We start from the raw sequence: 22449 nt of genomic DNA on the forward strand, positions 1-22449 counted from the left end.
GAAAACCTGGCCGCGCTGGACGCGGCAATGGTCCCTGCGGCAAAGGAAACAGAAGCGTCAGCCCCCGCGGCGGAAGCAGAACTGGCCCCCACGCCAAAAGAAACGCCACCGCCCCTGAAAGAGGACCTGCCCGCGCTGGATACCCCTGCGCCCGCCACAGAACCGGCTGAGGCTGCGCCGCTATCGACGCCCCCCGCCAGCGGCAGCGTTGCGGCCTCCGCCGCGCCACTGGCCGCAGCGGCCGCAGCACAGGCCGAGCCGCCCGCCGCCCCGCGGTCTGAGCCTTTGCGCAAGGTCGATTTCTCTGCCCCGCCGTCGCGCAGCGCCCCTGCTGCCGGTTTCGCAAGCCGCCGTGGCGGGACTGAGAGCGCTCCCAGCCTTGGTGGTGCGAGCCGCGCGACACCGCCGCCTCCGCCCGCCGCGAAACCGGAACCATCGCCAGCACCCGTGCCCAGCACACCGTCGCTGCCCGTCGGCGCGCCTTCGCCCGCCGCGGCCCCGCTGGCGCCGCAGATGCCCGTCGAACCGGCAGCCACCGCCGCCGCGGCAGTGGCCGCAGCCCCCCAGCCCGACAGCAGTTCCCTGACGCCCGAAGCGCCCTCCTCCGGTGGGGCTTTCCTCAGCCGTCGCAAGCCGAAGGCATCGAAAGACCGCCGGTCAGCTCCGGCTGCCGCGGCCACCGTCACCCCCGCCTCAGAAGCCGATCGAATGACCGTTTTCGGCGCCCGCCGCCGCAACGAAGTCGGCGGCAAGCCGCGTTTCCTTGGCCTGATCCTGACGGCGGCGCTCTTGGTTTTCCTTGCAGGTGTCGCCGCTTGGGCCTCGATCTTCCTTGACGAGGGCAGCGCCCTTTCGCGGCTTTTTGGCGATCGCAGCCCGCGCAGCACCGCCGAAGCCTTGGCACCTGCGGAAACGCCCAGCATCGACGAAGAAATCGCCGTGCTGCCCCCAGAACCGGGTGAGCCGGACGCGATTGAGACCGCCGCTTTGGACGCCGGTCTGACCGATGAAGACGGTGCCGTGCTCGACGCCCTGCGCGATCCCGAACCGCGCCCCCTGACCGAGATGACCGAGGCCGAGATTGACGCCAAATATGCCACCACCGGCATCTGGGCCCGCGCGCCGGACGCGCCCCCGGCACCGGCGGCGGCTATTGATATCGACGACCTTTATCTCACCAGCATCGACCCGATCAGCAGCACGACAGATGCCGTGGCCCTACCCTCGATCGATGCCTTTGGCACCGATACGGCCCCCGGCGCGGTCAGCTCACCCGTAGCGGCAGGCACGCAATTTGCACTGGACGCCCGCGGTCTGGTCAAACCCTCAGCCCAAGGGGCGCTCAGCCCCGATGGGCATCTGGTCTACCTTGGCCGCCCCTCTGCCGAGCCGCCCGCCACACTGACCCGGCCCGAGGCTGAGCCGGAGGCCCCGGAGGTCGATAACGCCTTGGCAGAGGCCCGGCCCCGCGACCGGCCCGATGATCTGGAAGAAACCACCGAACGCGCCCAGCTTGATGGGCTGACGCGCTCCGAACTGGCGGGCCTGCGCCCGCAGTTGCGGCCAAAATCGGTGCAGGAAGAGGCAGAAGAAGCGCTAGTCGCTGCCGCCCCGCCCGAAGTGACCGTTGATCCGATTGACACCAGCGGCGCCGTTGCCGCCGCACTTGCCACGCCTCCGGCGATCCAGAACGCCACGAAACAGGCCACCACCCAATCACGCCGCCCCGATACGCGGCCCCGCAATTTTGACCGGATCGTGAAACGCGCCGCCCGCGATGTGGCCCCCGCACAGGTCGCCAGCGTCGCCCCCAAAGCGGTGCAGCCGCGCTTTCCGTCCAAAACCTCGGTCGCGAAACAGGCCACGGTGAAGAATGCGATCAACCTGCGGGACGTCAATCTGATCGGGGTCTACGGCAAACCATCGAACCGCCGCGCCTTGGTTCGGCTCAGCAATGGACGCTATCAAAAGGTTGAGGTGGGTGACCGTATCGATGGGGGCCGCGTCTCAGCGATTGGCGACAGCGAGTTGCGCTATGTCCGCCGGGGCCGCAATGTCGTGCTGAAGATGCCGAACTAACGCCGGTTCGACTGCCCGCAACCGCGCGCAAAACGGGGCGCCGAAGCGCCCCTTCACCCCTCCCCGGATGTGCTTTGTTTACGAGGTCTCAAGCTCGCCGTTGTCGATCTGCTCTTGCTCGATCGATTCAAACAGCGCTTTGAAGTTGCCTTCGCCGAACCCGTCATCGCCCTTGCGCTCAATAAACTCAAAAAAGATCGGGCCGATGACCGTTTTCGAGAAAATCTGCAACAGGATGCGCGTCTCGCCCCCGTCGACGACACCTTCGCCGTCGATCAGGATGCCGTGTTTCTGCATCCGGTCCAGCGGCTCTTCGTGGCCGGTCACGCGGTCCTTGCTCATCTTGTAATAAGTCTCGGGCGGCCCGGGCATGAATTTAAGCCCGTTGTCGGCAATCGCGTCCGTGGCGTCATAAATATCGCGCGCGCCCACTGCGATATGCTGGATGCCTTCGCCGTTGTACTTCTTCAGATAGGCCACGATCTGTCCGGTCTCGCCGCGGTCTTCGTTGATCGGGATGCGAATGCGGCCACAGGGCGAGGTCAGTGCGCGGCTGGTAAGGCCGGTGAACTTACCTTCGATGTCAAAGAAGCGAATTTCGCGGAAGTTGAACAGGTCGCCGTAGAACTTGAACCAGACATCCATATTGCCCTTGTGGACATTATGCGTGAGGTGATCGAGGTAGTAGAACCCAACGCCCTCGGGCTTGGAGGTCGCGATCCAGTCGTATTCCCAATTGTAGGGCGAGGTGTCGTAATACTGATCAACGAAATAGATAAGCGAGCCGCCGATCCCCATGATTGCAGGCACGTCCAGCACCTTGCCATCGCCTTTGTATTCCTCGGCCCCCTTGGCCACCGCATGTTCCAGCGCCTTTTGCGCATCAACCACACGCCAACCCATCGAGGGGGCGCAGGGGCCGTGCTCTTCAACAAAGCGCGCGGCAAAGCTTTCGGGGTCGTGGTTCAGCACATAGGTGATGTCACCCTGCTGCCAAAGCTCGATCTTCTTGGTCTTGTGGTTGGCAACATGGGCATAGCCCATCTTGGTAAAGACATCGCGCAGCGCCTGCGGGTCGGGGCTGGCAAATTCGACAAACTCGAAACCATCGGTGCCGGCGGGGTTCTCTGCCGTGATCTGCGATTTCGGGGCGTCATGCGGGAAAGGGCCCATGTCAGTCTCCTCTGCTTTTGGGATTTGGCCCATGATACGATGCACGTTCCGCGCTGTTTGCGCGTTTCGCGGCATGGTTCTGGTAATTTTCGCGCAAGAAGAGCATATTACCCATAAACCATGCGGGAAATACGCATCATGTTGGATGAAACAGATCGGCGGCTGCTGACAGCACTGCAAAAGAACGCCCACCTCACGGCGCAGGAACTGGGCCAAGAACTCAACCTATCCTCCAGCCAAGCCGGGCGCAGGCGGCAGCGGTTGGAGGCGGAGGGCTATATTCGCGGCTATCATGCGCGGCTCGATCCGGTGCGGATGGGGCTTAATGTGCAGGGCTTCGTGCAGGTGCATCTGGGCACCCACGGGCCAGAGCATTCGGCCAGCTTTGCGCGGCTTATGGCCACCCGTCCTGAGATTGTGAGCGTTTGGACGATGACGGGGGATGCGGACTATCTCTTGAGGGTCTATTGTGACGATCTGCCAAGCCTTAACAGGCTCATTCACGATGTTCTTCTGCCCCATCAGGCCGTTAGCCGGGTGCATAGCCAGATCGTCATGGACCAACTGAAACAAGACGGGCCGCTGCCCACCTGACCCTGAGAGAGGACCGCAATGGAAGGTTTCCTGTTCCAAGCCTCCGTCTATCTGGCCGCCGCCGTGATCGCCGTGCCGATTGCCGCGCGATTGGGGCTTGGGTCGGTGCTGGGCTACCTCGCGGCGGGCATTCTGATCGGCCCGGTGCTGGGCCTCGTCGGGTCCGAGACGAAGGACGTGCAGCATTTCGCGGAATTTGGCGTGGTGATGATGCTGTTCCTCATCGGGTTGGAACTGGAGCCCCGGGCGCTCTGGGACATGCGGCATCGGCTTTTGGGCTTGGGCGGGTTGCAGGTGCTGCTGTCGACGGCGGCGCTGATGGCCATCGCCATGGCCTATGACCAGCCGTGGCGTGTGGCGCTGGCGATTGGTCTGACGCTCGCGCTCTCTTCCACGGCGATCGTGTTGCAGACCCTTTCGGAAAAGGGATTGATGCGAACACAGGGGGGCAGATCCGTCTTCTCGGTGCTGTTGACCCAAGATATCGCGGTGATCCCCATCCTCGCCTTCCTGCCGCTGCTGGCCACGGGGCTGGCCGGGGGGATCATGCCCAACGGGGCGATTTCACTTGATCCCCAAGAGGTCGAGAACGCGCATCTGAGCGCGGAGGCCAGCCACGGCAATGACGCCGCCCATGCCGCCCAGACCTTTGTTCAAAGCCTGCCCGGCTGGGGCGTGACGCTGGTAACCATTGGGGCCGTAGCGGCGATCATCCTCGTCGGCATCTACCTGACCCGGCCCGTGTTCCGCTATATCCACCTTGCCAAACTGCGCGAGATGTACACGGCGCTGGCGCTGCTGATCGTGGTGGGGATTTCCTCGCTGATGACGGTGGTCGGGCTCTCACCCGCGCTTGGTGCCTTCCTCGCCGGTGTGGTCTTGGCCAGCAGCGAATTCCGCCACGAGCTAGAAACCGACCTTGAGCCCTTCAAAGGGCTGCTCTTGGGGCTGTTTTTCATCACCGTCGGCGCGGGCATCAACTTTGTCCTGCTGTTCGAAAAACCGCTAATCCTGATCTCCATGGCGCTTTTGGTCATCATCGTCAAAGCGCTGATCCTCATGGTGCTGGGCCGCCTGTTCCGTCTGAAAGGACGCGATGGCTGGCTGTTTACGCTGGCACTCGCGCAGGCCGGGGAGTTTGGCTTTGTGCTGGTCAGCTTCTCCCTCGCCACCGGTGTCATGCCCGACCCGATTGGCGAGACGCTCTTGCTGGTGGTGGCGCTGACCATGCTGATCACGCCGCTGCTGTTTATCCTGCACGACCTGATCAGCAGGCGCCTTGACGACAGCGCCCCCGTCATCGCCGATGAGATCGACAGCAGCGGTCCGGTGATCATCGCGGGCGTGGGGCGTTTTGGGCAGATGGTGAACCGGATGGTGCAGGCCAGCGGCTTTCAAACCGTCGTGTTGGACCACAACCCAGAGACCATCGCCGTCATGCGGCGCTTTGGCTTCAAAGGGTTTTTGGGTGATCCGACGCGGCCAGACATCCTGCGAAAGGCGGGTTTGCAAGAGGCCAGCGTGCTGGTGGTGGCGCTTGATGACCCGAAATCGGCGGTCTCTCTGATCTCCTACGCGCGCAAGGAGAACCCGAATCTGCATATCGTCAGCCGTGCGCGCGACCGCGAAGAGGTCTATCGCCACTATCAGGCCGGGTCGAATGACATCGTGCGGGAGATGTTCGACAGCTCCCTCAGAGCCGGGCGCTATGTGTTGGAAAACATGGGGCTTTCGGATTTCGAAGCCAATGAAGCGCAAAAGCTATTCTACGCCCATGACCGGGACTCGGTTCGCGAATTGGCAGCCCTATGGCGCCCAGATGTGCCCCCTTCGCAGAACGCTGCCTATGTCGCCCGGGCGAAAGAATTGCAGAAAGACTTGGAAACAGCCTTTCTCAATCTAGGCGAGAACAAAGGCAGGGAAAGCGCCTGAACCGGGCAGCGAGCCCCCTTCCCGCGGGGCTGCCCGGCACCGCGCTATGCGTCGCTCACGCCCGCTTCGGCAAAGGTGGCCATGCCCGCATGACAGGCAAGGGCGGTCTTAAGAATGCCGATCGCCAAGCCCGCGCCAGAGCCTTCGCCGAGCCGCAGGTTCAACTCCAGCAGCGGCTCCTTGTCCATCGCGCCCAGCAGACGCCGGTGGCCGCTTTCGGCGCTGAGGTGGCCCGCAACGCAGTGATCCAGCGCGCCCGGTGTGGTGCGCGCAAGGCCAAGCGCGGCGGCGCAGCAGATGAAACCATCTAGGATCACAGGGATGCGCAGCTGCCGCGCCCGCGCCATGGCCCCGGCCATCGCGGCCAGTTCGCGGCCACCTAGGCGGCGCAGGCTCTCCAACCCGTCACCCTTGTCCGCGTGCAGGGCAACGCCCTCGGCCACGACGTCGGTTTTCAGCGACAGGCCCGCATCATCCACCCCAGTGCCCCGCCCGGTCCAGAATTCGGCCCCGCCGCCCAAGATCGCGCTGGCAAGGGCAGCGGCAGAGGTGGTGTTGGCGATGCCCATTTCGCCCACGACCAAAAGATCGGCCTCGGAGTTCACCGCCTCCCAACCGGCGCGCAGCGCTTCGAGGAATTCATCCTCGTCCATCGCGGGCTCAACAGTGAAATCCTTGGTCGGCCTGTCCAATGACAGCGGGACCACATCAAGGCTCGCCCCATTCACCCGCGCGATTTGGTTTATCGCCGCCCCGCCGTGCTGAAAGTTCGCCACCATCTGCGCGGTCACCTCTGCCGGAAAGGCCGAGACACCCCGCGCGGCAACCCCGTGGTTGCCCGCAAAAACGATGATCTGAGGCGCTGCAATCTCGGCCCGGGCACCGCTGCGCCAGCCTCGGTACCAGATCGCCAGTTCCTCTAACCGGCCTAGCGCACCGGGAGGTTTCGTGAGGATGCTATCATGGGCGCGCGCCTCTTCCATCGCGGCGCTGTCGCAGGCGGACATGGCGCGCAGAAGGCTGCGAAATTCGGAAAGACTGGCGAAAGACGTGTTCATATGCGGCCCTTTGCGGATTGATATTCAACCGTTTCTAGCCTTAGCCTGTCGGCGCTGAAAGTGCCGAAGGGGCGAAATAATGGCCATTCCCGACATCACCACCCTTAGGCACGCCTTTCGCGCCCGCGACATCGCGGTGGCCTTTGCCCTGCTGACCCGCCTGCCCCTGCCGCATTTCCACTTCCCGACCGAGCCGCAGCGCCCCCCGGCCCGCAGCGCCTGGGCCTATCCGCTGGTAGGCATTGTGCTGGCGCTGATCGCGGGGGCCGTGGGGCTGGCGTTAACACGGATGGGGGCAACCCCGCCGCTGACAGCGGCTTTCGTGCTGTTGGCGTTGGTGATGCTGAGCGGGGCGATGCATGAAGACGGCCTCGCCGATTGCGCCGATGGGTTCTGGGGCGCTTGGACGGCAGAGAAACGGCTGCGCATCATGAAAGACAGCGTGATCGGCACCTACGGCGTGGTGGCGCTGGTGCTGTCGCTTTTGCTCCGGTGGTATCTGATCAGCGAACTGATCACGGATGAGGCGCTGACCTGGGCGCTGGTCATCGCCTCTTGCGGGTCACGCGCCGCGATGGTCTGGGTGATGGACAGCCTGCCGACGGTGCGCCGCGACGGGCTGTCAAACCGCACCGGCCGCCCCGGCGAATTGGCGACGGCGGTGGCGGTGCTGATCGGGGTGGTGGTGATCGTGGTTGCGCCGGACTATTCAGCATGGCGCTTGGCGCTTTTGGGGCTGCTCGGGGCGCTGGTGGTGCGGCAGATCGCCAAACGCAAGATCGGCGGGCAGACCGGCGATGTGCTGGGCGCGACTCAACAGGTGACAGAGATTGCCCTGCTAACAGGCTGTCAGATGATGGCCTACGGCTGGCAGGCCATCCCCTAACGAAAAAACCGCGCCCCCTAGGGGACGCGGCATAATCTCAACCTGCGGCGCTCTTAAGCGGCGACGCGGCTTTCCAGCACATCGCCCACCTGTTTCGCGGCGGCGAGTTCGTCGCCCCCCGAAACGGCGGCCACTTCGCGGGTCAGACGCTCAAGGGCGGCTTCGTAAAGCTGACGCTCGGAATAGCTCTGCTCGCGCTGGTCGTCGGTGCGGTGCAGGTCGCGCACAACCTCGGCAATGGCGATCAGATCGCCGGAGTTGATCTTTTGCTCATACTCCTGCGCGCGGCGCGACCACATCGCGCGCTTGACCTTGGCCTTGCCCTTGAGGGTCTTCATCGCGTGGTTGATCACGTCAGGCGTGGACAGCGCACGCATTCCAATCTCGGTCGCCTTATGGGTGGGCACCCGCAGGGTCATCTTGTCTTTTTCAAAGGAAATCACGAACAGCTCCAGCGCAATGCCGGCAACTTCCTGCTCCTCGATCGAGACGATCTGCCCCACGCCATGCGCAGGGTAGACGACGAATTCATTGGGGCGGAAATCAAGCTTTTTCGATTTAGTCATATAGGTCGCTCCTTGGCGCGCGGGGGAAGCCCCGCCATTACTTCATATACCTGAACAACACGTCAAAACGCATACGAAGCACCGCCAGAGCGGCTTGCGTTCGGGTGCGTCTGATCTAGAAATGTGAGGTCAACCTTGGCAGCAGGGTCGAAACATTATCAGGCTCGTGTGTTACAGCTTGAAGACATCATAGCACAGAATCACGCCGTCCGAAAGCTACACCAAGTCCTACTTGGCGGTTTCCCGGTCATTCCAGCGGTTTAACCCGAAATCTTGAGGTCACAAAGCGGCAACAAAGCGCGAATCGGTTGGGCCTCAGCCGCCCTCGCCCGGCTTTTCCGAGAAGAGCTCCATCTTGCCCTCTTTGCCGTCCATCTCCTCTGCCTCGGGCAGCGGGTCTTTCTTGGTGATGATGACGGGCCAAAGCTCGGAATACTTGCGGTTGAACTCCACCCATTTCTCCATATCCGGCTCGGTGTCTGGGCGGATCGCATCGGCGGGGCACTCAGGCTCGCAGACGCCGCAGTCGATGCATTCATCGGGGTGGATCACCAGCATGTTCTCGCCTTCATAGAAGCAATCCACCGGACATACTTCGACGCAGTCGGTGTATTTGCAGGCGATGCAGGCGTCATTCACGATATAGGTCATGCGGGAAACTCTGGCTGGGTATGTGAGGGACTAGCTAAACCGGGGCGCGGGATCATTCAAGGTGGCGTGCCTTAGAAAGATAAAGCTGCCTGCGGTCACGCTTGGTCGGGCGGCCCTTTCCCTCAAAACCGGGATTTTCAGGCTGTCTGTCCTTTGGTTTTGGCTGCGGTGGGGACAGATCAGTATAGAGCGTCTGCGCCTCAGGGGCCGGACCCCGCCGCTGGCCTATTGCCTCGATCCGGATGACACGAACGTGATCACCCTGGCTGAAGGTCAGCACATCACCGGGGCCGACGTTGCTGGCGCGTTTCTGGGTGGGCGTGCCGTTGATCCGAACCGCGCCGCCCGCTACCTGAGCGGCAGCGAGCGAGCGAGTCTTGAAAAAGCGGGCGTGCCACAGCCATTTGTCCAGCCGCAGTTTCGCGCCCGACTCCACTTACTTGTCGTCCTTCAGCCCCATAAGTGCTGCGGCGAAGGGGTTATCCGGGTCAATCTGCTTTTCCTTGCGCGGCGGACGCGCAGAGAAGTTTTGCGATTTGCCGCCCTTGTCACCACCGGGCTTGCGCCCCTTGCCTTTGGCGGGCTTGCCGCGCGGCTTGCCCTGCCCCTGAGGACGGTCCCCCCCGCGGCGGTTGCCACCGGCATTGCCGCGCGGGCTGCGCGCCCAAGTGAAGATATAATAAGTTTCCAACTCCGGCCCGGCGACATCGGCGTCGGGTGCGGTGCCCTGCGGGATTTCTTCGGCAGGGACTTCGGGGATGTTGGCATCGACCTCGGGGTCTTCCGCCGCCACATCGGCCATGGGCGCAATGCCATCGTCGGGCATCTGGGCCACGTCCGCCGGGCGGTCGTCGGGGTTGGTCTCATCCGATGGGGTTTCGATGATACCGCCTGCGGGCTCCTCGGCGGCGACATCCATGATCGGCTTGTCTGCCGCGTCATCGCCGGGCAGGTCGCTGTCGAGCTTTTCGGGCACGTTGGTATCGGCAGAGGGGTCCATTGCATCATGGCTGCCATCTTTCGGCATCACGACATCAACGGGTTTCACCTTGGTCCGCTCGTCTTTTTCCGCCTTGTACCCCAAGCCCTCCATCAGGTCGGCGAATTGCTCAAGGGTCATGCCGGTGATCGACAGCATGTCGGGTTTGGCTTCAAACCCACCACGGGAATCCTCGGCGCGCAGCATGTCGGCCAAACGCTCAAGCATGTCGATGCGGATCGCGCGTTTGCCTGCATTGCGATAGCCCGACATGGTGTCGGCCCCTTCGGGCGCGCCGGTTTCGACCGGAATGGTCACCAGACCGGGAGGGGGCGATTCCGGGAACTCGTTCAGACCCTTGCTGAGCGACCATAGCACCAAGCGCAGACGTGTCGGCGCAGGCTTGAGCATCAGCGGCATAAAGATGGTGAATTGGCCAAAGCGGATGCCGTGCTTGCGCAATGCGCCGCGAGCGTCTTGATCCAGCGCTTTCACATCCTCGGCCACTTGGGCGCGCGGCAGAATGCCGAAATTCTCAACCAGTTGGAATGCAAAGCCACGGGCCAAGCCGGTCAGCGTCTCATCCTTGCTCAGCCCCAGCAGCGGCTCGAACAAGGCGGCAACCTTGCGGTCGATGAAGTGCTGCAAACGGCGCTTCACCTTCTCCGCCACTTCGGGACCGGCGATATCGTCGACGAAAACCTCGACCTGCGGCTTCAGCGCGTCGCTGCCAGCGGTCAGTTTACCAACCGCAGCGCTGCCCCACATCAGGCCGCCCTGTTCGGTGAAATCAATCTCGGTATCGGGTGCGTTGTAGAACCGGTCGGCACGCAGATGGAACTGCGGAGCCAAGGCCTGCAATGCGGCGGTTTTCACCGTCTTGTCCTCGGCCGCGCCCGCGCCCTTGTCCACCCGAAAGCGGAACCCGTCCAGCTTGCCTACAAATTCACCTTCAACGGTGACTTCACCGGTCTCGTTTACATCGGCCACCATGGCTTCCTTCTGTCCAAGCCGGCGCAGCAATACGGATGTGCGCCGATCTACAAATCTTTGAGTCAAACGCTCGTGCAGAGCATCCGATAAGCGGTCTTCTACGACACGCGTCGTGTCGCGCCAATGGCTTTCGTCCTTTGTCCAGCCCTTGCGCTGCGCAACGTAGGTCCATGTGCGAATAAACGCGAGTCGTTTGGACAACGCATCAATGTCGCCATCGGTTCGATCAATTCTCTTGATTTGTCGTGCGAGCCAATCGTCGGGGATATATCCGCGCTGGTGCAGGTCGTTGAAAATGGTCTCCAAAAGCCCCGCATGTTCCGCGTGACTGATGCCGCGGAAATCGGGAATACGGCAGACATCCCAGAGCAAGCGCACCGAAGCGCCATCCGTGGCGCGGGCGAAAACTTCATCGACCTGCGCAAGCGCTTTGAGCGCCTTCAGATCGTCGGACTCGCGGGCCCGGACCAGCCGCTCATCCTCGGGCGGCATCTCCAAGGTTTGGATCAGTCGGTCGATACTGCCAAATTGAAGCGCGTGATTGCGCCAGTTCACCTTGCTCTGAGGCGTAAAATTATGGTCCATGATTGCCCGCGCCATCCCGTCATCAAGCGCAGGCGCATCGCCGGTGGTGCCGAATGTGCCCGACTTGAATCCACGCCCTGCCCGGCCCGCGATCTGCGCCAACTCATTCGGGGCCAGCGGCCGCATGCGACGCCCGTCGAATTTGGAAAGCGCCGAAAAGGCGACATGATCAACGTCTAGGTTAAGCCCCATGCCGATGGCATCGGTGGCGACCAGATAGTCGACTTCTCCGTTCTGGTACATCTCTACCTGCGCATTGCGCGTGCGCGGGGAAAGTGCGCCCATCACCACGGCTGCACCGCCCTTTCGGCGGCGGATCAGCTCGGCGATGGCATATACATTCTCAACCGAAAACCCCACGATCGCGCTGCGAGGCTTCATTCGGCTTATCTTTTTCTGACCAGAATAGATCAATTCGCTCATCCGGTCACGGCGCATGAAATCAACGCCCGGAACCAGCGCGGCAATAGTGCCGCGCATGGTGTCTGACCCCATGAACAGCGTCTCATGCAGGCCACGCGCCCGCAGCAAGCGGTCGGTGAACACATGGCCGCGTTCGGGGTCGGCGCAGAGCTGGATCTCGTCAATGGCCACGAAATCCGCGCCCATCTCTTGCGGCATCGCCTCAACGGTGCAGACCCAGTATTGCGTGCGCGGCGGCACGATCCGCTCTTCGCCGGTGACCAAGGCCACGACCGAGGGCCCGCGCGCCTTGACGATCCGGTCATAAACCTCACGCGCCAGTAGCCGCAGCGGCAGGCCGATCACCCCGGTCCGGTGCGCCAGCATCCGCTCAATTGCATAGGTCGTCTTGCCGGTATTTGTCGGGCCGAGAACGGCCACGACGCGCTTGTTGCCTGCCACCTGTCTATCCTTGAATTAAAGCTCGCGCCCGATGCCGTCCCGGCGCAGACCCTCAAGGGCCGACCGGGCGTCTTCGTGATGCGGGTTGAGGGCGAGCACCTTACGGTAAAGCGCCGCGGCGCGGCCCAGATCTCCGAACTCCTGTATCATCACGGCAAGCCCGAAGATCGCGTTGTAGTTGTTGGGGTTCAGCGCCAGTGTCCGTTCCAGATCATCCAGCGCGGGACCATAGAGGTTGGCCGCATAATAGGCCTGCGCCCGCGTGTGGAACCCTTCGGCAAACTCGGGCGCGTGATCGGTCAGCGCAGTCAAATGCTCAATCGCCAACCGGCTGTCGCCATTTGCCATCGCTTCGCGCCCTCGTGACAGCAGCAAATCCATCGCAGCCGAGCCGGACCGCTGCCAATGCGCTTCGATTTCATGGGTGATTCTGGGGGCTTCGGCCGCCGGGGCCTCGCGCAGCTTTTGCATAAGCTCAGGCAGCGCCCCCTCGGCCACGGCCATGCCCGCAAGCAACACAAAGCTACCAACTGCCGCAACGGTATGTTTGAGGTTGACGGGTATGATGCGCATAACAAAACTGAATGTAACAGGCTGCCGCCGCAATTCCAGACGTAGCGGGGCCAAATGCCAAAAAAGGGCGAGCGATGAGCGATATTGTGAACGAAGCGGTTGTGGTGCTGAACGAAAAGCTGGCCGGCAGCGACTTTGACGGCACGGCCAAGTTCGACATCGAGGGTGAAGGCACCGTGATGATGGACGAGAACGGCGCGCGCGCCGCTGACGAAGAGGCCGACGTGACGCTGAGCGCGGATGCCGAAACCTTCCAGTCGATCCTCGAAGGCGACACCAACCCGACCTCCGCATTCATGACCGGCAAGCTCAAGATCGACGGCGACATGGGCATGGCGATGAAGCTCGCCGCTGTTCTCGGCTGATGCAGCTGGACCCGGCCCCGCTCTACACCGATATCGCCCCCGGTCCCGAGGGGGGCCAAGCCCATTGGGCCGAGACATCGGATGGCAAGCGGATCAGGCTGGGTCATTGGCCCTGCGCGGGCGCGCGAGGCACGGTTCTGCTCTTTCCTGGGCGGACCGAATATATCGAGAAGTACGGGCTTTGCGCCGCCGACTTCGCGCGGCGCGGCCTTGCCACTATGGCGATCGACTGGCGCGGTCAGGGTCTGTCGGACCGGCTGCTGCCAGATACCCGCATCGGCCATGTGGATGTTTTCAGCGACTATCAAAAAGACGTTGCCGCCATGCTGCACGCCGCGCGCAGTCTGAACCTGCCGCGGCCCTATTTCCTGCTGGCGCACTCCATGGGGGGCTGCATCGGGCTGCGCGCTGTGATGGAGGGGCTGCCGGTGCAGGCCGTCGCTTTCACGGGCCCAATGTGGGGCATCTATGTCGTCCCGCATCTGCGCGCTGTTGCATGGTCCTTGGCGCAGTTCATGCCCCGGGTCGGACAGGGCCACCGCCTACCGCCGGGCACCAAAATCGAAGCCTACCCCGCCATCGCCCCTTTCGACGACAACCTGCTGACCACCGATCCGCAGATGTACGACATGATGCGCGATCAACTGGCCGCCCATCCCGAGCTTAGCCTTGGTGGCCCCAGCTTCGTCTGGCTGCGCGAGGCGCTAGCCGAGACGAAGCACCTCGCCGGGCGGTCCGCGCCCAACATTCCTTGCGTTACCTACCTTGGCAGCAACGAGCGTATCGTCGCCACCGACCGGGTGCACAGGCGCATGGCGCAGTGGAAAGGCGGGCGGCTAGAGATTGTGCCGGGCGGCGAGCATGAGGTGCTGTTGGAGAGGGCTGATCTGCGCAAGCCGATCTTCGACGGGCTGAAAAAGCTCTATCTGGGCAATATTACCGGTTAACCCCGAACCCGCGTCATTTTCCTGTGCAATCCGCCCGCGCCGCCTAGATAGCTTGGCATGACACGCGAACCCGTTCTCAGCTTCACCGAAAACGGCATCTACTGTGCCGCCGGTGACTTTTATATCGACCCTTGGCGCCCCGTTGACCGGGCGTTGATCACCCATGGCCACGCCGACCATGCCCGCGACGGGATGGGCAGCTACCTTGCCACCCACGCGGCCCTGCCCGTTATGCGCCACCGCTTGGGCGAGATTGCCATCGAGGGCATCGCTTATGGCGAGAGGCGGCAGATCGGCGGGGCCACGGTCTCCTTCCACCCGGCGGGCCATGTGCCCGGCAGCGCGCAGATCAGGGTTGAGGTCGGCGGAGAGGTCTGGGTCGCGTCGGGCGATTACAAGGTGATCGACGACGGCATGTCAGAACCCTTTGAGCCGGTTCAGTGCCACCATTTCATTACTGAGAGTACCTTTGGCCTGCCGGTCTTTCGCTGGGCACCGCAGGCCGAGGTGGCAGCGCAGATCAACGACTGGTGGGCGGGTTGCAAGGCGGCGGGCAAGACCGCTTTCCTCGGGGCCTATTCGCTGGGCAAGGCGCAGCGGCTCCTGTCGATGCTCGATCCCACGATCGGACCGGTCCTGACCCATACTGCGGTGGAAAATACCAATGCGGTGCTGCGCGCACAGGGCATCACCCTGCCCGAGACCACGCTTGTGACGCCCGAGTTGGTGCCAAAGGAGCATCCCGGCGCGTTGGTGCTGGCGCCGCCCTCGGCCTTGGGCAGCCAATGGGCGCGGCGCTTTGGACCGCAGGAGAGCGCCTTTGCCTCGGGCTGGATGGCGCTGCGCGGGGTGCGTAGACGGCGCGCAGGGGATCGGGGGTTTGTCATCTCGGACCATGCGGATTGGCATGGGCTGCTTTGGGCGATCCGTGAGACTGGGGCGGAAAACATATATGTAACGCATGGTTACACCGATATCTTCACGCGTTACCTGAACGATCAAGGCTGGAACGCGCAGGTTGTTCCGACCCAGTTCGACAGCGAGGGAGGCGACAACGAATGAAGAATTTCGCCGCTCTTTTCAACGCCGTCGACCAGACCACCAAAACCACGGTAAAGGTCGCCGCTTTGGCCGAGTATTTCACCACCGCGGCCGAAGACGACCGTCTTTGGACCGTGGCGCTTTTCTCAGGCCGCCGCCCGAAACGCGCCGTCACCACGACCAAGCTCCGCGAATGGGCCTCAGAGGCGTCCGGTGTGCCGCTGTGGCTGTTCGAAGACAGCTACGCCATCGTCGGCGATCTGGCCGAGACCATCGCGCTGGTCCTCCCCCCGGTAGAGAACGACGACACCGGCACGCTGACCGCATGGATCAACGCCCTGCGGGGGCTGAAAGACGAAGACGACGCGGCGCGCAAGGCATTCGTCCTTTCGGCTTGGCAACAGCTTGGCGGCACCGAGCGGTTCCTGTTCAACAAGCTGATCACCGGCGGCTTTCGCATCGGCATCAGCCAAAAGCTGATGACCCGCGCCCTGTCCCGCGCCAGTGGCCGCCCCGAGCCGGAAATGGCGCATCGCTTGATGGGCAACTGGCACCCCGATGACGTGACATGGCACAGCCTGATTGAGGCCGAAGACGCCAGCGCCGACGCCTCGCGCCCCTACCCTTTCTACCTCGCCTATGCATTGGAAGACGGACCGGAAGCCCTAGGCACCCCCGAAGACTGGCGCGCGGAATGGAAATGGGACGGCATCCGCGGCCAGCTTATCCTGCGCGATGGCGACTACTTCGTCTGGTCACGCGGCGAAGAACTGATGACCGACCGCTTCCCCGAACTCGCCCGCGCCGCCGATCACCTGCCGCCGGGCACGGTGCTCGACGGCGAGTTGCTGGTCTGGCAGCCGGGGGCCGAATTCCCTTCATCTTTCAACGCATTGCAGGCCCGCATCGGACGCAAGACTGTGCCCAAAAAGCTGCTAAAGGAAGCGCCTGTGGTGCTGCACGCCTACGACCTGCTGGAATGGCAGGGCGAGGACATCCGCGACCGTCCCTTTGCCGAGCGCCGCGCGCTGTTGGAGCAGGCCGCAGCCGATTTGCCCGCCGACGCGCCCGTGCGCCTGTCGCCGCAGCACCAATTCACCGATTGGGCCGAACTGGCCACCCTGCGCGACACCGCGCGAGAAGCGCAGGCCGAGGGGTTGATGCTGAAACGCGCCGACAGCCCGTATCTCTCGGGCCGCAAAAAGGGCGACTGGTGGAAATGGAAGCTGGACCCGCTGACCATTGACGCGGTGATGATCTATGCGCAATCGGGCTCGGGCCGCCGGGCGAACCTTTTTACCGATTTCACCTTCGCAGTCTGGAACGGCAATGATCTGGTCCCCTTCACCAAGGCCTATTCCGGCCTGACGGATGCCGAGTTCCGCCAAATCACCGCTTGGGTGCGCAAAAACACTCAGCAACGCTTTGGCCCCGTGCGGCAGGTCACGCCGCATCATGTATTCGAGATCGCCTTTGAAGGCATCCAACCCAGCCCACGCCATAAATCCGGCGTCGCCCTGCGCTTTCCGCGCATGCTGCGCTGGCGCAAGGACAAGCCATTGCAAGAGGCCAACACCCTCGACGATCTGAAAGAAATGCTGCGCATCTACGGATAGGTTGTTCCGGCCCGCCCGGAGGCATAGATGTGACGAAACGCAAATGAGGTACACCGATGTTTCAGCTTCCCTTCCCGCTTCACGATGCCAACGCCAGCGCCGGGGGCAAAAACCTCGGCGATCTGCCGGAATGGGATCTGAGTGACCTTTACACCGCCGAAGACGCGCCCGAACTGAAGCGCGACCTCGACTGGCTAGAGGAAGCCTGCGCGCGTTTTGCCACTGACTACCAAGGTAATCTGGCCGCGCTCGACGCCAAAGGGCTGCTCGACTGTGTGCTGCGCAACGAAAAGATCAATCAGGTCGCGGGGCGCATCATGTCCTACGCGGGCCTGCGCTATTACCAGCAGACGACGGACTCAGGCCGGGCCAAATTCATGTCCGACTGCCAAGAGAAAATCACCGATTACACCACGCCGCTGGTCTTTTTCACGCTGGAACTGAACAAACTGCCCGACGATCACCTTGCCAAGCTCTTGGACGAAAACCCGGATCTGGCACGCTACAAACCCGTCTTCGACCGTATCCGCGCCATGAAGCCCTATCAACTGTCGGATGAGATGGAGAAATTTCTGCACGACCTCGGCGTCGTCGGCGATGCTTGGGAACGGATGTTCGATGAGACCATCGCCGGCCTGGAGTTCGAAGTCGAGGGCGAGACACTGACCATCGAGGGCACGCTGAACCTGCTGACCGACCCCGACCGTGCCAAGCGCGAGGCAGGTGCGCGGGAGTTGGCCGAGGTACTGGGCGCCAACATCCGCACCTTTGCCCGCGTTCACAATACGCAGGTAAAAGAGAAAGAGGTCATCGACCGCTGGCGCGGGATGGAGACGCCGCAGACCGGGCGGCATCTCAGCAACCATGTCGAGCCCGAGGTCGTCGAAGCGCTGCGCAACGCTGTGGTCGAAGCCTATCCGAAGCTGAGCCACCGCTACTATGAGCTGAAGCGCAAGTGGCTCGGCCTTGATGTGATGCAGGTCTGGGACCGCAACGCGCCGCTGCCGATGGAAGACCCCAAGGTGGTCGACTGGGCGCAGGCCGAAGCGACCGTGATGGAAGCCTATACCGCCTTTGATCCGCGCATGGGCGAGTTGGCCAAGCCGTTCTTCACCAAGGGCTGGATCGACGCCGGCGTGAAACCGGGCAAAGCGCCGGGCGCCTTTGCGCATCCCACCGTAACGGACGTGCACCCCTATGTGATGCTGAACTACCTCGGCAAACCGCGCGACGTGATGACGCTGGCGCATGAGTTGGGCCATGGCGTGCACCAAGTGCTGGCCGCCGATCAGGGCGAGATGCTGTCCTCGACCCCGCTGACGTTGGCTGAAACGGCCTCGGTCTTTGGCGAGATGCTCACCTTCCGCAAGATGCTCGACAAGGCCAAGACGCAGTCCGAGCGCAAGGTGCTGCTGGCAGGCAAGGTCGAGGACATGATCAACACGGTCGTGCGCCAGATCGCCTTTTATGATTTCGAGTGCAAATTGCACGAAGCGCGCCGCGGCGGGGAGCTTACGCCCGACGACATCAACGCGCTGTGGATGAGCGTTCAGGCCGAGAGCCTTGGGCCAGCATTCGAGTATATGGACGGCTACGAGACCTTCTGGGCCTACATCCCGCATTTCGTGCATTCGCCCTTCTACGTCTATGCCTATGCCTTTGGCGACGGGCTGGTGAACGCGCTCTACGCGGTCTACGCCGAAGGCGAGGAAGGCTTTGAAGAGAAGTATTTCGACATGTTGAAAGCAGGCGGATCGAAGCACCACAAGGAGCTTCTGGCCCCCTTCGGGCTTGATGCCTCTGACCCCGCCTTCTGGGACAAAGGACTGTCGATGATCTCTGACATGATCGACGAATTGGAGGCGATGGAGGACTGATGTCCCTCGCCGAGCGCATAAAGGACAGGTTCGCGCCGTTCTTTGCTTGGGTCCAAAGGCGGGTCCCGCCCGGGTTCAGGTTTGCGCTCGGCCTGCTGCTGATCTGCGGCGGCATCCTTGGGTTCTTGCCGATCCTCGGCTTTTGGATGCTACCGCTTGGTTTCATGGTGGCGGCGATGGATGTGCGGTTGTATCGGCGCTGGCGCTCTCTTCGGCGTCGGCGCAGGGCAATGCGCCCCTAACCTCACTTCAACTGGCTGTCTTTCGACCCGCGCCGGTTTATCCCGCCGCGCATCTGCGCCTTCCCGTCCCGGTCGCGCACGCAATCAATGCAAAGTTTCACCCCCGGCAGAGCAATGCGTCGTGCTTCGGGGATAGGCTCTTCGCATTCCGCGCAATGGGTCAGGCTCTCACCCACCGGCGCGCGGCGGGCTTTCAGCCGTGCCAATTCGTCCGATATGGATGCTTCGATCTGTTCGCTTACCGCGCCATCACGCGCCCATCCGCCTGCCATGTCACACCCTCCTGTTGCTATGCTCATCATTGATATGGGGCCCGCGGGCCGCTTGTCACGGACCTGCGGCCACATCTATGCCAAGCCCTCGCTGCCCTCATCAGAGTGTAACAAATGGGGGGCCTGCGCGAATATACAAGGTTCACAGGCCGCGCCGAAGCGCCGGAGGATAATTACGCGAAACGCGACCGTACCGCCTGCCCAACAAAAAAACACCCCCATAAGGGGGTGCAGTTGCTAGGCATTGGGCTGTGAGTCAAGCAGCACGCAGGGTCGTATCTCCTCTATTTCGACGATTGATCAGGACGGACAGGGTAACGGCACTTTGAATGAGCCGTTGGCGAAGCTCTTGGCGCTGCCCGGCAGGGCGCAGCGGCACGTTGGTGCGCAGGTACACCGTTTGCGGCATGGCACGCGGATGGTGCGTATAGGTCACCTCGACCACCGCCTCCACCCTGCCAAAGTCGCGGTCATGGTGGACACTGTGGAAACACGCGCTGCAAATGTTTAGAACAGCGGGAAATTCATCGGAAGGATGACAGACGGTAACGGGTTCATAGCCGCGCCTACGGCGGATAATGTCACCTGCGCTGAGGGATGCGATGGGGCCGGATGTTTCTGGCGCGATGGAGCGGCTTTGCATGTCTAATCCTCTTTCTACTCGTCTGTTCGTTAGTCTTCCCCTTCTGTGGGCTGTTGCGTTCCCTCGGGAGGTTCCGCTGTTTGCCCAACCTGTATACATGTTGTCCGATCCAATTGTGGCAAGAATGTGGCGACAACTTGCCGACAATGGGGCAATCGTATAATTCGACAATCTTTTTTCACATAATCTATGCGAATGCAGCGCCTAACCCACCTTTTCGACGTCTAGGAGCCACCTTTCCTGAAGCCGATTCTCGATTGCCTCAGGAAAGTGAGCGCGCACCAAGGCGATGGCGTCAGCCGCCGCCAGACCGCACCCTATTAGCAACCATGCCGCAATAACTCCGCTACGGCCCGCCCCGTATTGGCACGACAGGGCCACCGTCTCCCCAGCCGCCAGCGCCTGCTCAAAACCGGCCCGACGTTCCGGCCATTGCGTCAGGAAAGCGTCGCCGGGCACATTGAAATCTTGGATCGCCGCGAAAGAAAGCGTCAGGCCAAGGGGTTGAGAAACCTCTGAAATCAAAGGAAACGCCCCCTTGGGAAGTTCTGCTTCCTCAGTCAGGATGAGCAATTGGCGCGCGCCGGTCGCACGCAACCCTTCCAAGGTTTCGGCCATTTGATGCGGATCGAGATAGGCTGAGCCATCGACATGGGTCAACAGCCCCGGAAAGCCGGTCATCGCCAGATGCCCCCCGCGCGGGGTCGGGATGACGGCGCGTATCGAGGTCGCTTCGGGATCGAAAAAAGGCAGATTGCCAGACATAACAGCATCCATAAAATTTGAGTAAGCGCAGCGACACCTGTATACATGTTAATCAGGCAAGATGTGAACAGACCGAAGGACGCCGGGCGATGCTCAACCAAGTCAAATCCAGCGCAGCGATTGCTGACACGCTCCGGGCGGATATCTGCCTGAATCGCGACATCGCGGATGGTATGTTGCACGAGGTGGCCTTAGCGCAGCGATTTGGCGTCTCCCGCACGCCGATCCGACAAGCGCTGCAACGGTTGGCCTATGAACGGATGATCGCCGTTAAATCCGGTGTCGGCTCTGTCGTGACGCCCTTGGAGGAGTCGATGCGCGCTGACGATATCTGCGCAGCAGCCGCGATTATCGAGGCCGCGGCCAAATGCGCCCCCTCTAGCCCTGCGCCGCCCACGCAATTCATGTCGCTGGCCGGGCTTTTGGGGATGATGGACATCAGCCAGCTGGACCAAGCCGAGGCGTTTTTCGAGATACGCGCCCAGCTTTTGAATGCCTTATCCGAGATGATTGAGAACCCGATCCTCAGTGATGCTTTTCGCGCGGCCTATTGGCGCCTGCTCAGGTGGTCGCTGCGGGATTTCGAAACCCAGCCACAGGCCCAGATTGCGCATCTGCGTGAGGTGCTACAAACCGCGGCCCGCGCGATGAAGAGCGGCACCCTTGCCGTCTGCTTTGAACAGATTGCGGAAATCGAAGGTAGGCTTGCCGGCCCAAGCCAGACGTAAAAAAGCCCCGCTCCTGCGAGCGGGGCCATCTATGTTAAGCTGACCGAGAATTAGCTGGCCGCCATCATGCCTTTTTCTTTCGCCAGGTCGCGCATGCGCTTCTGCAACTTTTCAAAAGCACGCACTTCGATTTGGCGAATACGTTCGCGGCTGACATCATATTGCGACGACAGGTCTTCCAAAGTGACCGTTTCATCCGACAGGCGGCGTTGGGTCAGAATGTCCTTTTCACGGTCGTTCAGCACGTCCAAGGCTTCGGCCAACATCTCACGCCGGGTTTCCAACTCGTCACGTTCCGCATAGTCGCCCGCTTGGTCGGCGTCTTCGTCCTCCAACCAATCTTGCCACTGCATCGTGCCTTCGCCTTCGGACCCGACGGTGGCGTTGAGCGAGGCATCCCCGCCCGACATCCGCCGGTTCATCGAAACGACTTCAGCTTCGGTCACGCCCAGTTGGGTCGCAATCTCTGTCACGTTTTCGGGGCGCAGATCGCCTTCTTCCAAGGCACCGATCTTGTTCTTTGCCTTACGCAGGTTGAAAAACAGCTTCTTCTGACCCGAAGTCGTGCCAAGTTTCACCAGCGACCACGACCGCAGGATATACTCCTGAATCGACGCGCGGATCCACCACATCGCGTAGGTCGCAAGGCGGAAGCCCTTCTCCGGATCGAAACGTTTGACCGCCTGCATCAGGCCGACATTCGCTTCCGAGATCACCTCGGACTGCGGCAGCCCATAGCCCCGGTAGCCCATCGCGATTTTCGCAGCAAGACGCAGGTGCGACGTGACCATGCGGTGCGCGGCTTCGGTATCTTGTTCCTCGACCCAACGTTTGGCCAGCATGTATTCTTCCTCAGGCTCCAACAGCGGGAACTTGCGGATCTCTTGCATATAGCGGTTCAGCCCGCCTTCTGGTGTCGGTGCGGGCAGATTTGCATAATTTGCCATGTCTTGTCCCTTTCCCCAGTTTGATCGGGGCCTATGTTATTTCGCTTAACATGCAATATGGGCGGCCCCCTTC

At 62.1% G+C, this 22449-nt stretch carries 22 protein-coding genes; 11 read left to right on the plus strand and 11 right to left on the minus strand.

Annotation, left to right across the window (positions count from 1 at the left end):
- Nucleotides 1–2079 (plus strand): hypothetical protein (locus tag A3722_RS24215; RefSeq protein ID WP_067915832.1); only part of this gene is annotated, 2079 nt, incomplete at its 5' end.
- A gap of 78 nt (nucleotides 2080–2157) precedes the next feature.
- On the opposite strand, the gene hppD is transcribed toward A3722_RS24215, so the two are convergent.
- A complete protein-coding gene (gene hppD / locus A3722_RS00010) occupies nucleotides 2158–3252 on the minus strand; it encodes a 4-hydroxyphenylpyruvate dioxygenase (RefSeq protein ID WP_067626134.1) in 1095 nt (364 codons plus the stop codon).
- A gap of 138 nt (nucleotides 3253–3390) precedes the next feature.
- Here hppD and A3722_RS00015 point away from each other — a divergent pair, with 138 nt between their 5' ends.
- Nucleotides 3391–3846, plus strand: a complete 456-nt coding sequence (locus A3722_RS00015) for an Lrp/AsnC family transcriptional regulator (protein WP_067626139.1) — start codon at nucleotides 3391–3393, stop codon at nucleotides 3844–3846.
- A gap of 18 nt (nucleotides 3847–3864) precedes the next feature.
- Nucleotides 3865–5778: a monovalent cation:proton antiporter-2 (CPA2) family protein gene (locus A3722_RS00020; RefSeq protein ID WP_067626136.1), complete on the plus strand. Its 1914-nt coding sequence runs from the start codon at nucleotides 3865–3867 to the stop codon at nucleotides 5776–5778.
- A 44-nt stretch (nucleotides 5779–5822) separates the two neighbouring features.
- Here the strand turns inward: A3722_RS00020 and cobT are convergent, their stop codons facing one another.
- Nucleotides 5823–6836, minus strand: coding sequence for a nicotinate-nucleotide--dimethylbenzimidazole phosphoribosyltransferase (gene cobT / locus A3722_RS00025; RefSeq protein ID WP_067626138.1), 1014 nt, complete (start codon nucleotides 6834–6836; stop codon nucleotides 5823–5825).
- A 79-nt stretch (nucleotides 6837–6915) separates the two neighbouring features.
- On the opposite strand from cobT, the gene cobS reads away from it, so the two are divergent.
- A complete protein-coding gene (gene cobS / locus A3722_RS00030; RefSeq protein WP_067915834.1) occupies nucleotides 6916–7722 on the plus strand; it encodes an adenosylcobinamide-GDP ribazoletransferase in 807 nt (268 codons plus the stop codon).
- Nucleotides 7723–7775: 53 nt separating this feature from the next.
- On the opposite strand, the gene A3722_RS00035 is transcribed toward cobS, so the two are convergent.
- The 5 genes from A3722_RS00035 to A3722_RS00055 all read right to left on the minus strand — a co-directional run bounded on the left by A3722_RS00035 (nucleotide 7776) and on the right by A3722_RS00055 (nucleotide 12933).
- Nucleotides 7776–8288 (minus strand): CarD family transcriptional regulator, encoded by a 513-nt coding sequence (locus A3722_RS00035; RefSeq protein WP_007120274.1) that lies wholly within the window; start codon nucleotides 8286–8288, stop codon nucleotides 7776–7778.
- A 315-nt stretch (nucleotides 8289–8603) separates the two neighbouring features.
- The gene (fdxA, locus tag A3722_RS00040; protein ID WP_067262482.1) at nucleotides 8604–8939 is read right to left on the minus strand and encodes a ferredoxin FdxA; all 336 of its coding nucleotides are present in this window, start codon (nucleotides 8937–8939) and stop codon (nucleotides 8604–8606) included.
- Between the two features lie 52 nt (nucleotides 8940–8991).
- Complete coding sequence (locus A3722_RS00045) at nucleotides 8992–9375, minus strand: RNA-binding S4 domain-containing protein (protein ID WP_067626684.1); 384 nt, start codon at nucleotides 9373–9375, stop codon at nucleotides 8992–8994.
- Nucleotides 9376–12360, minus strand: a complete 2985-nt coding sequence (locus A3722_RS00050; protein WP_067626682.1) for a helicase-related protein — start codon at nucleotides 12358–12360, stop codon at nucleotides 9376–9378.
- 15 nt (nucleotides 12361–12375) lie between these two features.
- Nucleotides 12376–12933 (minus strand): hypothetical protein, encoded by a 558-nt coding sequence (locus A3722_RS00055; protein WP_067626680.1) that lies wholly within the window; start codon nucleotides 12931–12933, stop codon nucleotides 12376–12378.
- 74 nt (nucleotides 12934–13007) lie between these two features.
- Between A3722_RS00055 and A3722_RS00060 the strand changes: the two genes are divergently transcribed.
- Genes A3722_RS00060 through A3722_RS00085 form a run of 6 tightly spaced genes read left to right on the plus strand, consistent with a single transcriptional unit; the run spans nucleotide 13008 to nucleotide 19021 of the window.
- A complete protein-coding gene (locus tag A3722_RS00060; protein WP_067262473.1) occupies nucleotides 13008–13298 on the plus strand; it encodes an SCP2 sterol-binding domain-containing protein in 291 nt (96 codons plus the stop codon).
- Nucleotides 13298–14245 (plus strand): alpha/beta fold hydrolase, encoded by a 948-nt coding sequence (locus A3722_RS00065; protein WP_067624508.1) that lies wholly within the window; start codon nucleotides 13298–13300, stop codon nucleotides 14243–14245. Before A3722_RS00060 ends, A3722_RS00065 begins: the two co-directional genes overlap by 1 nt.
- Before the next feature lie 57 nt (nucleotides 14246–14302).
- Nucleotides 14303–15307, plus strand: coding sequence for a ligase-associated DNA damage response exonuclease (locus A3722_RS00070; RefSeq protein WP_067624506.1), 1005 nt, complete (start codon nucleotides 14303–14305; stop codon nucleotides 15305–15307).
- On the plus strand, nucleotides 15304–16902 hold the full coding sequence (locus A3722_RS00075) for an ATP-dependent DNA ligase (protein WP_067624503.1): 1599 nt from the start codon (nucleotides 15304–15306) through the stop codon (nucleotides 16900–16902). The genes A3722_RS00070 and A3722_RS00075 overlap by 4 nt, the downstream gene beginning before the upstream one ends.
- Before the next feature lie 56 nt (nucleotides 16903–16958).
- Nucleotides 16959–18779: a M3 family oligoendopeptidase gene (locus A3722_RS00080; RefSeq protein ID WP_067624500.1), complete on the plus strand. Its 1821-nt coding sequence runs from the start codon at nucleotides 16959–16961 to the stop codon at nucleotides 18777–18779.
- Complete coding sequence (locus A3722_RS00085; protein WP_067624497.1) at nucleotides 18779–19021, plus strand: hypothetical protein; 243 nt, start codon at nucleotides 18779–18781, stop codon at nucleotides 19019–19021. Before A3722_RS00080 ends, A3722_RS00085 begins: the two co-directional genes overlap by 1 nt.
- A gap of 2 nt (nucleotides 19022–19023) precedes the next feature.
- On the opposite strand, the gene A3722_RS00090 is transcribed toward A3722_RS00085, so the two are convergent.
- From A3722_RS00090 to A3722_RS00095, 3 genes are all read right to left on the minus strand, one after another.
- Nucleotides 19024–19293 (minus strand): DksA/TraR family C4-type zinc finger protein, encoded by a 270-nt coding sequence (locus A3722_RS00090; protein WP_067624494.1) that lies wholly within the window; start codon nucleotides 19291–19293, stop codon nucleotides 19024–19026.
- Between the two features lie 256 nt (nucleotides 19294–19549).
- The gene (locus A3722_RS23745; RefSeq protein ID WP_150120014.1) at nucleotides 19550–19936 is read right to left on the minus strand and encodes a hypothetical protein; all 387 of its coding nucleotides are present in this window, start codon (nucleotides 19934–19936) and stop codon (nucleotides 19550–19552) included.
- Nucleotides 19937–20140: 204 nt separating this feature from the next.
- Nucleotides 20141–20701, minus strand: a complete 561-nt coding sequence (locus A3722_RS00095; protein WP_067624491.1) for a dual specificity protein phosphatase family protein — start codon at nucleotides 20699–20701, stop codon at nucleotides 20141–20143.
- A gap of 89 nt (nucleotides 20702–20790) precedes the next feature.
- Here A3722_RS00095 and A3722_RS00100 point away from each other — a divergent pair, with 89 nt between their 5' ends.
- Nucleotides 20791–21429 carry a GntR family transcriptional regulator gene (locus A3722_RS00100; RefSeq protein ID WP_067624489.1) on the plus strand — a complete coding sequence of 213 codons (639 nt, stop codon included), beginning with the start codon at nucleotides 20791–20793 and terminating at the stop codon, nucleotides 21427–21429.
- A 50-nt stretch (nucleotides 21430–21479) separates the two neighbouring features.
- Here A3722_RS00100 and rpoH read toward each other — a convergent pair whose 3' ends face one another.
- Nucleotides 21480–22376 carry an RNA polymerase sigma factor RpoH gene (gene rpoH / locus A3722_RS00105; RefSeq protein WP_067624486.1) on the minus strand — a complete coding sequence of 299 codons (897 nt, stop codon included), beginning with the start codon at nucleotides 22374–22376 and terminating at the stop codon, nucleotides 21480–21482.
- Nucleotides 22377–22449 lie beyond the last annotated feature (73 nt).

The organism is Sulfitobacter sp. HI0027 (assembly GCF_001634775.1).
Classification (GTDB): domain Bacteria; phylum Pseudomonadota; class Alphaproteobacteria; order Rhodobacterales; family Rhodobacteraceae; genus Sulfitobacter.

Bases quoted from the DNA above. Each gene is read 5' to 3' on its own strand.
- hppD (WP_067626134.1), bottom strand. From the start codon at position 3,252: ATGGGCCCTTTCCCGCATGACGCCCCGAAATCGCAGATCACGGCAGAG.
- A3722_RS00015 (WP_067626139.1), top strand. From the start codon at position 3,391: ATGTTGGATGAAACAGATCGGCGGCTGCTGACAGCACTGCAAAAGAAC.
- A3722_RS00020 (WP_067626136.1), top strand. From the start codon at position 3,865: ATGGAAGGTTTCCTGTTCCAAGCCTCCGTCTATCTGGCCGCCGCCGTG.
- cobT (WP_067626138.1), bottom strand. From the start codon at position 6,836: ATGAACACGTCTTTCGCCAGTCTTTCCGAATTTCGCAGCCTTCTGCGC.
- cobS (WP_067915834.1), top strand. From the start codon at position 6,916: ATGGCCATTCCCGACATCACCACCCTTAGGCACGCCTTTCGCGCCCGC.
- A3722_RS00035 (WP_007120274.1), bottom strand. From the start codon at position 8,288: ATGACTAAATCGAAAAAGCTTGATTTCCGCCCCAATGAATTCGTCGTC.
- fdxA (WP_067262482.1), bottom strand. From the start codon at position 8,939: ATGACCTATATCGTGAATGACGCCTGCATCGCCTGCAAATACACCGAC.
- A3722_RS00055 (WP_067626680.1), bottom strand. From the start codon at position 12,933: ATGCGCATCATACCCGTCAACCTCAAACATACCGTTGCGGCAGTTGGT.
- A3722_RS00060 (WP_067262473.1), top strand. From the start codon at position 13,008: ATGAGCGATATTGTGAACGAAGCGGTTGTGGTGCTGAACGAAAAGCTG.
- A3722_RS00065 (WP_067624508.1), top strand. From the start codon at position 13,298: ATGCAGCTGGACCCGGCCCCGCTCTACACCGATATCGCCCCCGGTCCC.
- A3722_RS00070 (WP_067624506.1), top strand. From the start codon at position 14,303: ATGACACGCGAACCCGTTCTCAGCTTCACCGAAAACGGCATCTACTGT.
- A3722_RS00075 (WP_067624503.1), top strand. From the start codon at position 15,304: ATGAAGAATTTCGCCGCTCTTTTCAACGCCGTCGACCAGACCACCAAA.
- A3722_RS00080 (WP_067624500.1), top strand. From the start codon at position 16,959: ATGTTTCAGCTTCCCTTCCCGCTTCACGATGCCAACGCCAGCGCCGGG.
- A3722_RS00085 (WP_067624497.1), top strand. From the start codon at position 18,779: ATGTCCCTCGCCGAGCGCATAAAGGACAGGTTCGCGCCGTTCTTTGCT.
- A3722_RS00090 (WP_067624494.1), bottom strand. From the start codon at position 19,293: ATGGCAGGCGGATGGGCGCGTGATGGCGCGGTAAGCGAACAGATCGAA.
- A3722_RS23745 (WP_150120014.1), bottom strand. From the start codon at position 19,936: ATGCAAAGCCGCTCCATCGCGCCAGAAACATCCGGCCCCATCGCATCC.
- A3722_RS00095 (WP_067624491.1), bottom strand. From the start codon at position 20,701: ATGTCTGGCAATCTGCCTTTTTTCGATCCCGAAGCGACCTCGATACGC.
- A3722_RS00100 (WP_067624489.1), top strand. From the start codon at position 20,791: ATGCTCAACCAAGTCAAATCCAGCGCAGCGATTGCTGACACGCTCCGG.
- rpoH (WP_067624486.1), bottom strand. From the start codon at position 22,376: ATGGCAAATTATGCAAATCTGCCCGCACCGACACCAGAAGGCGGGCTG.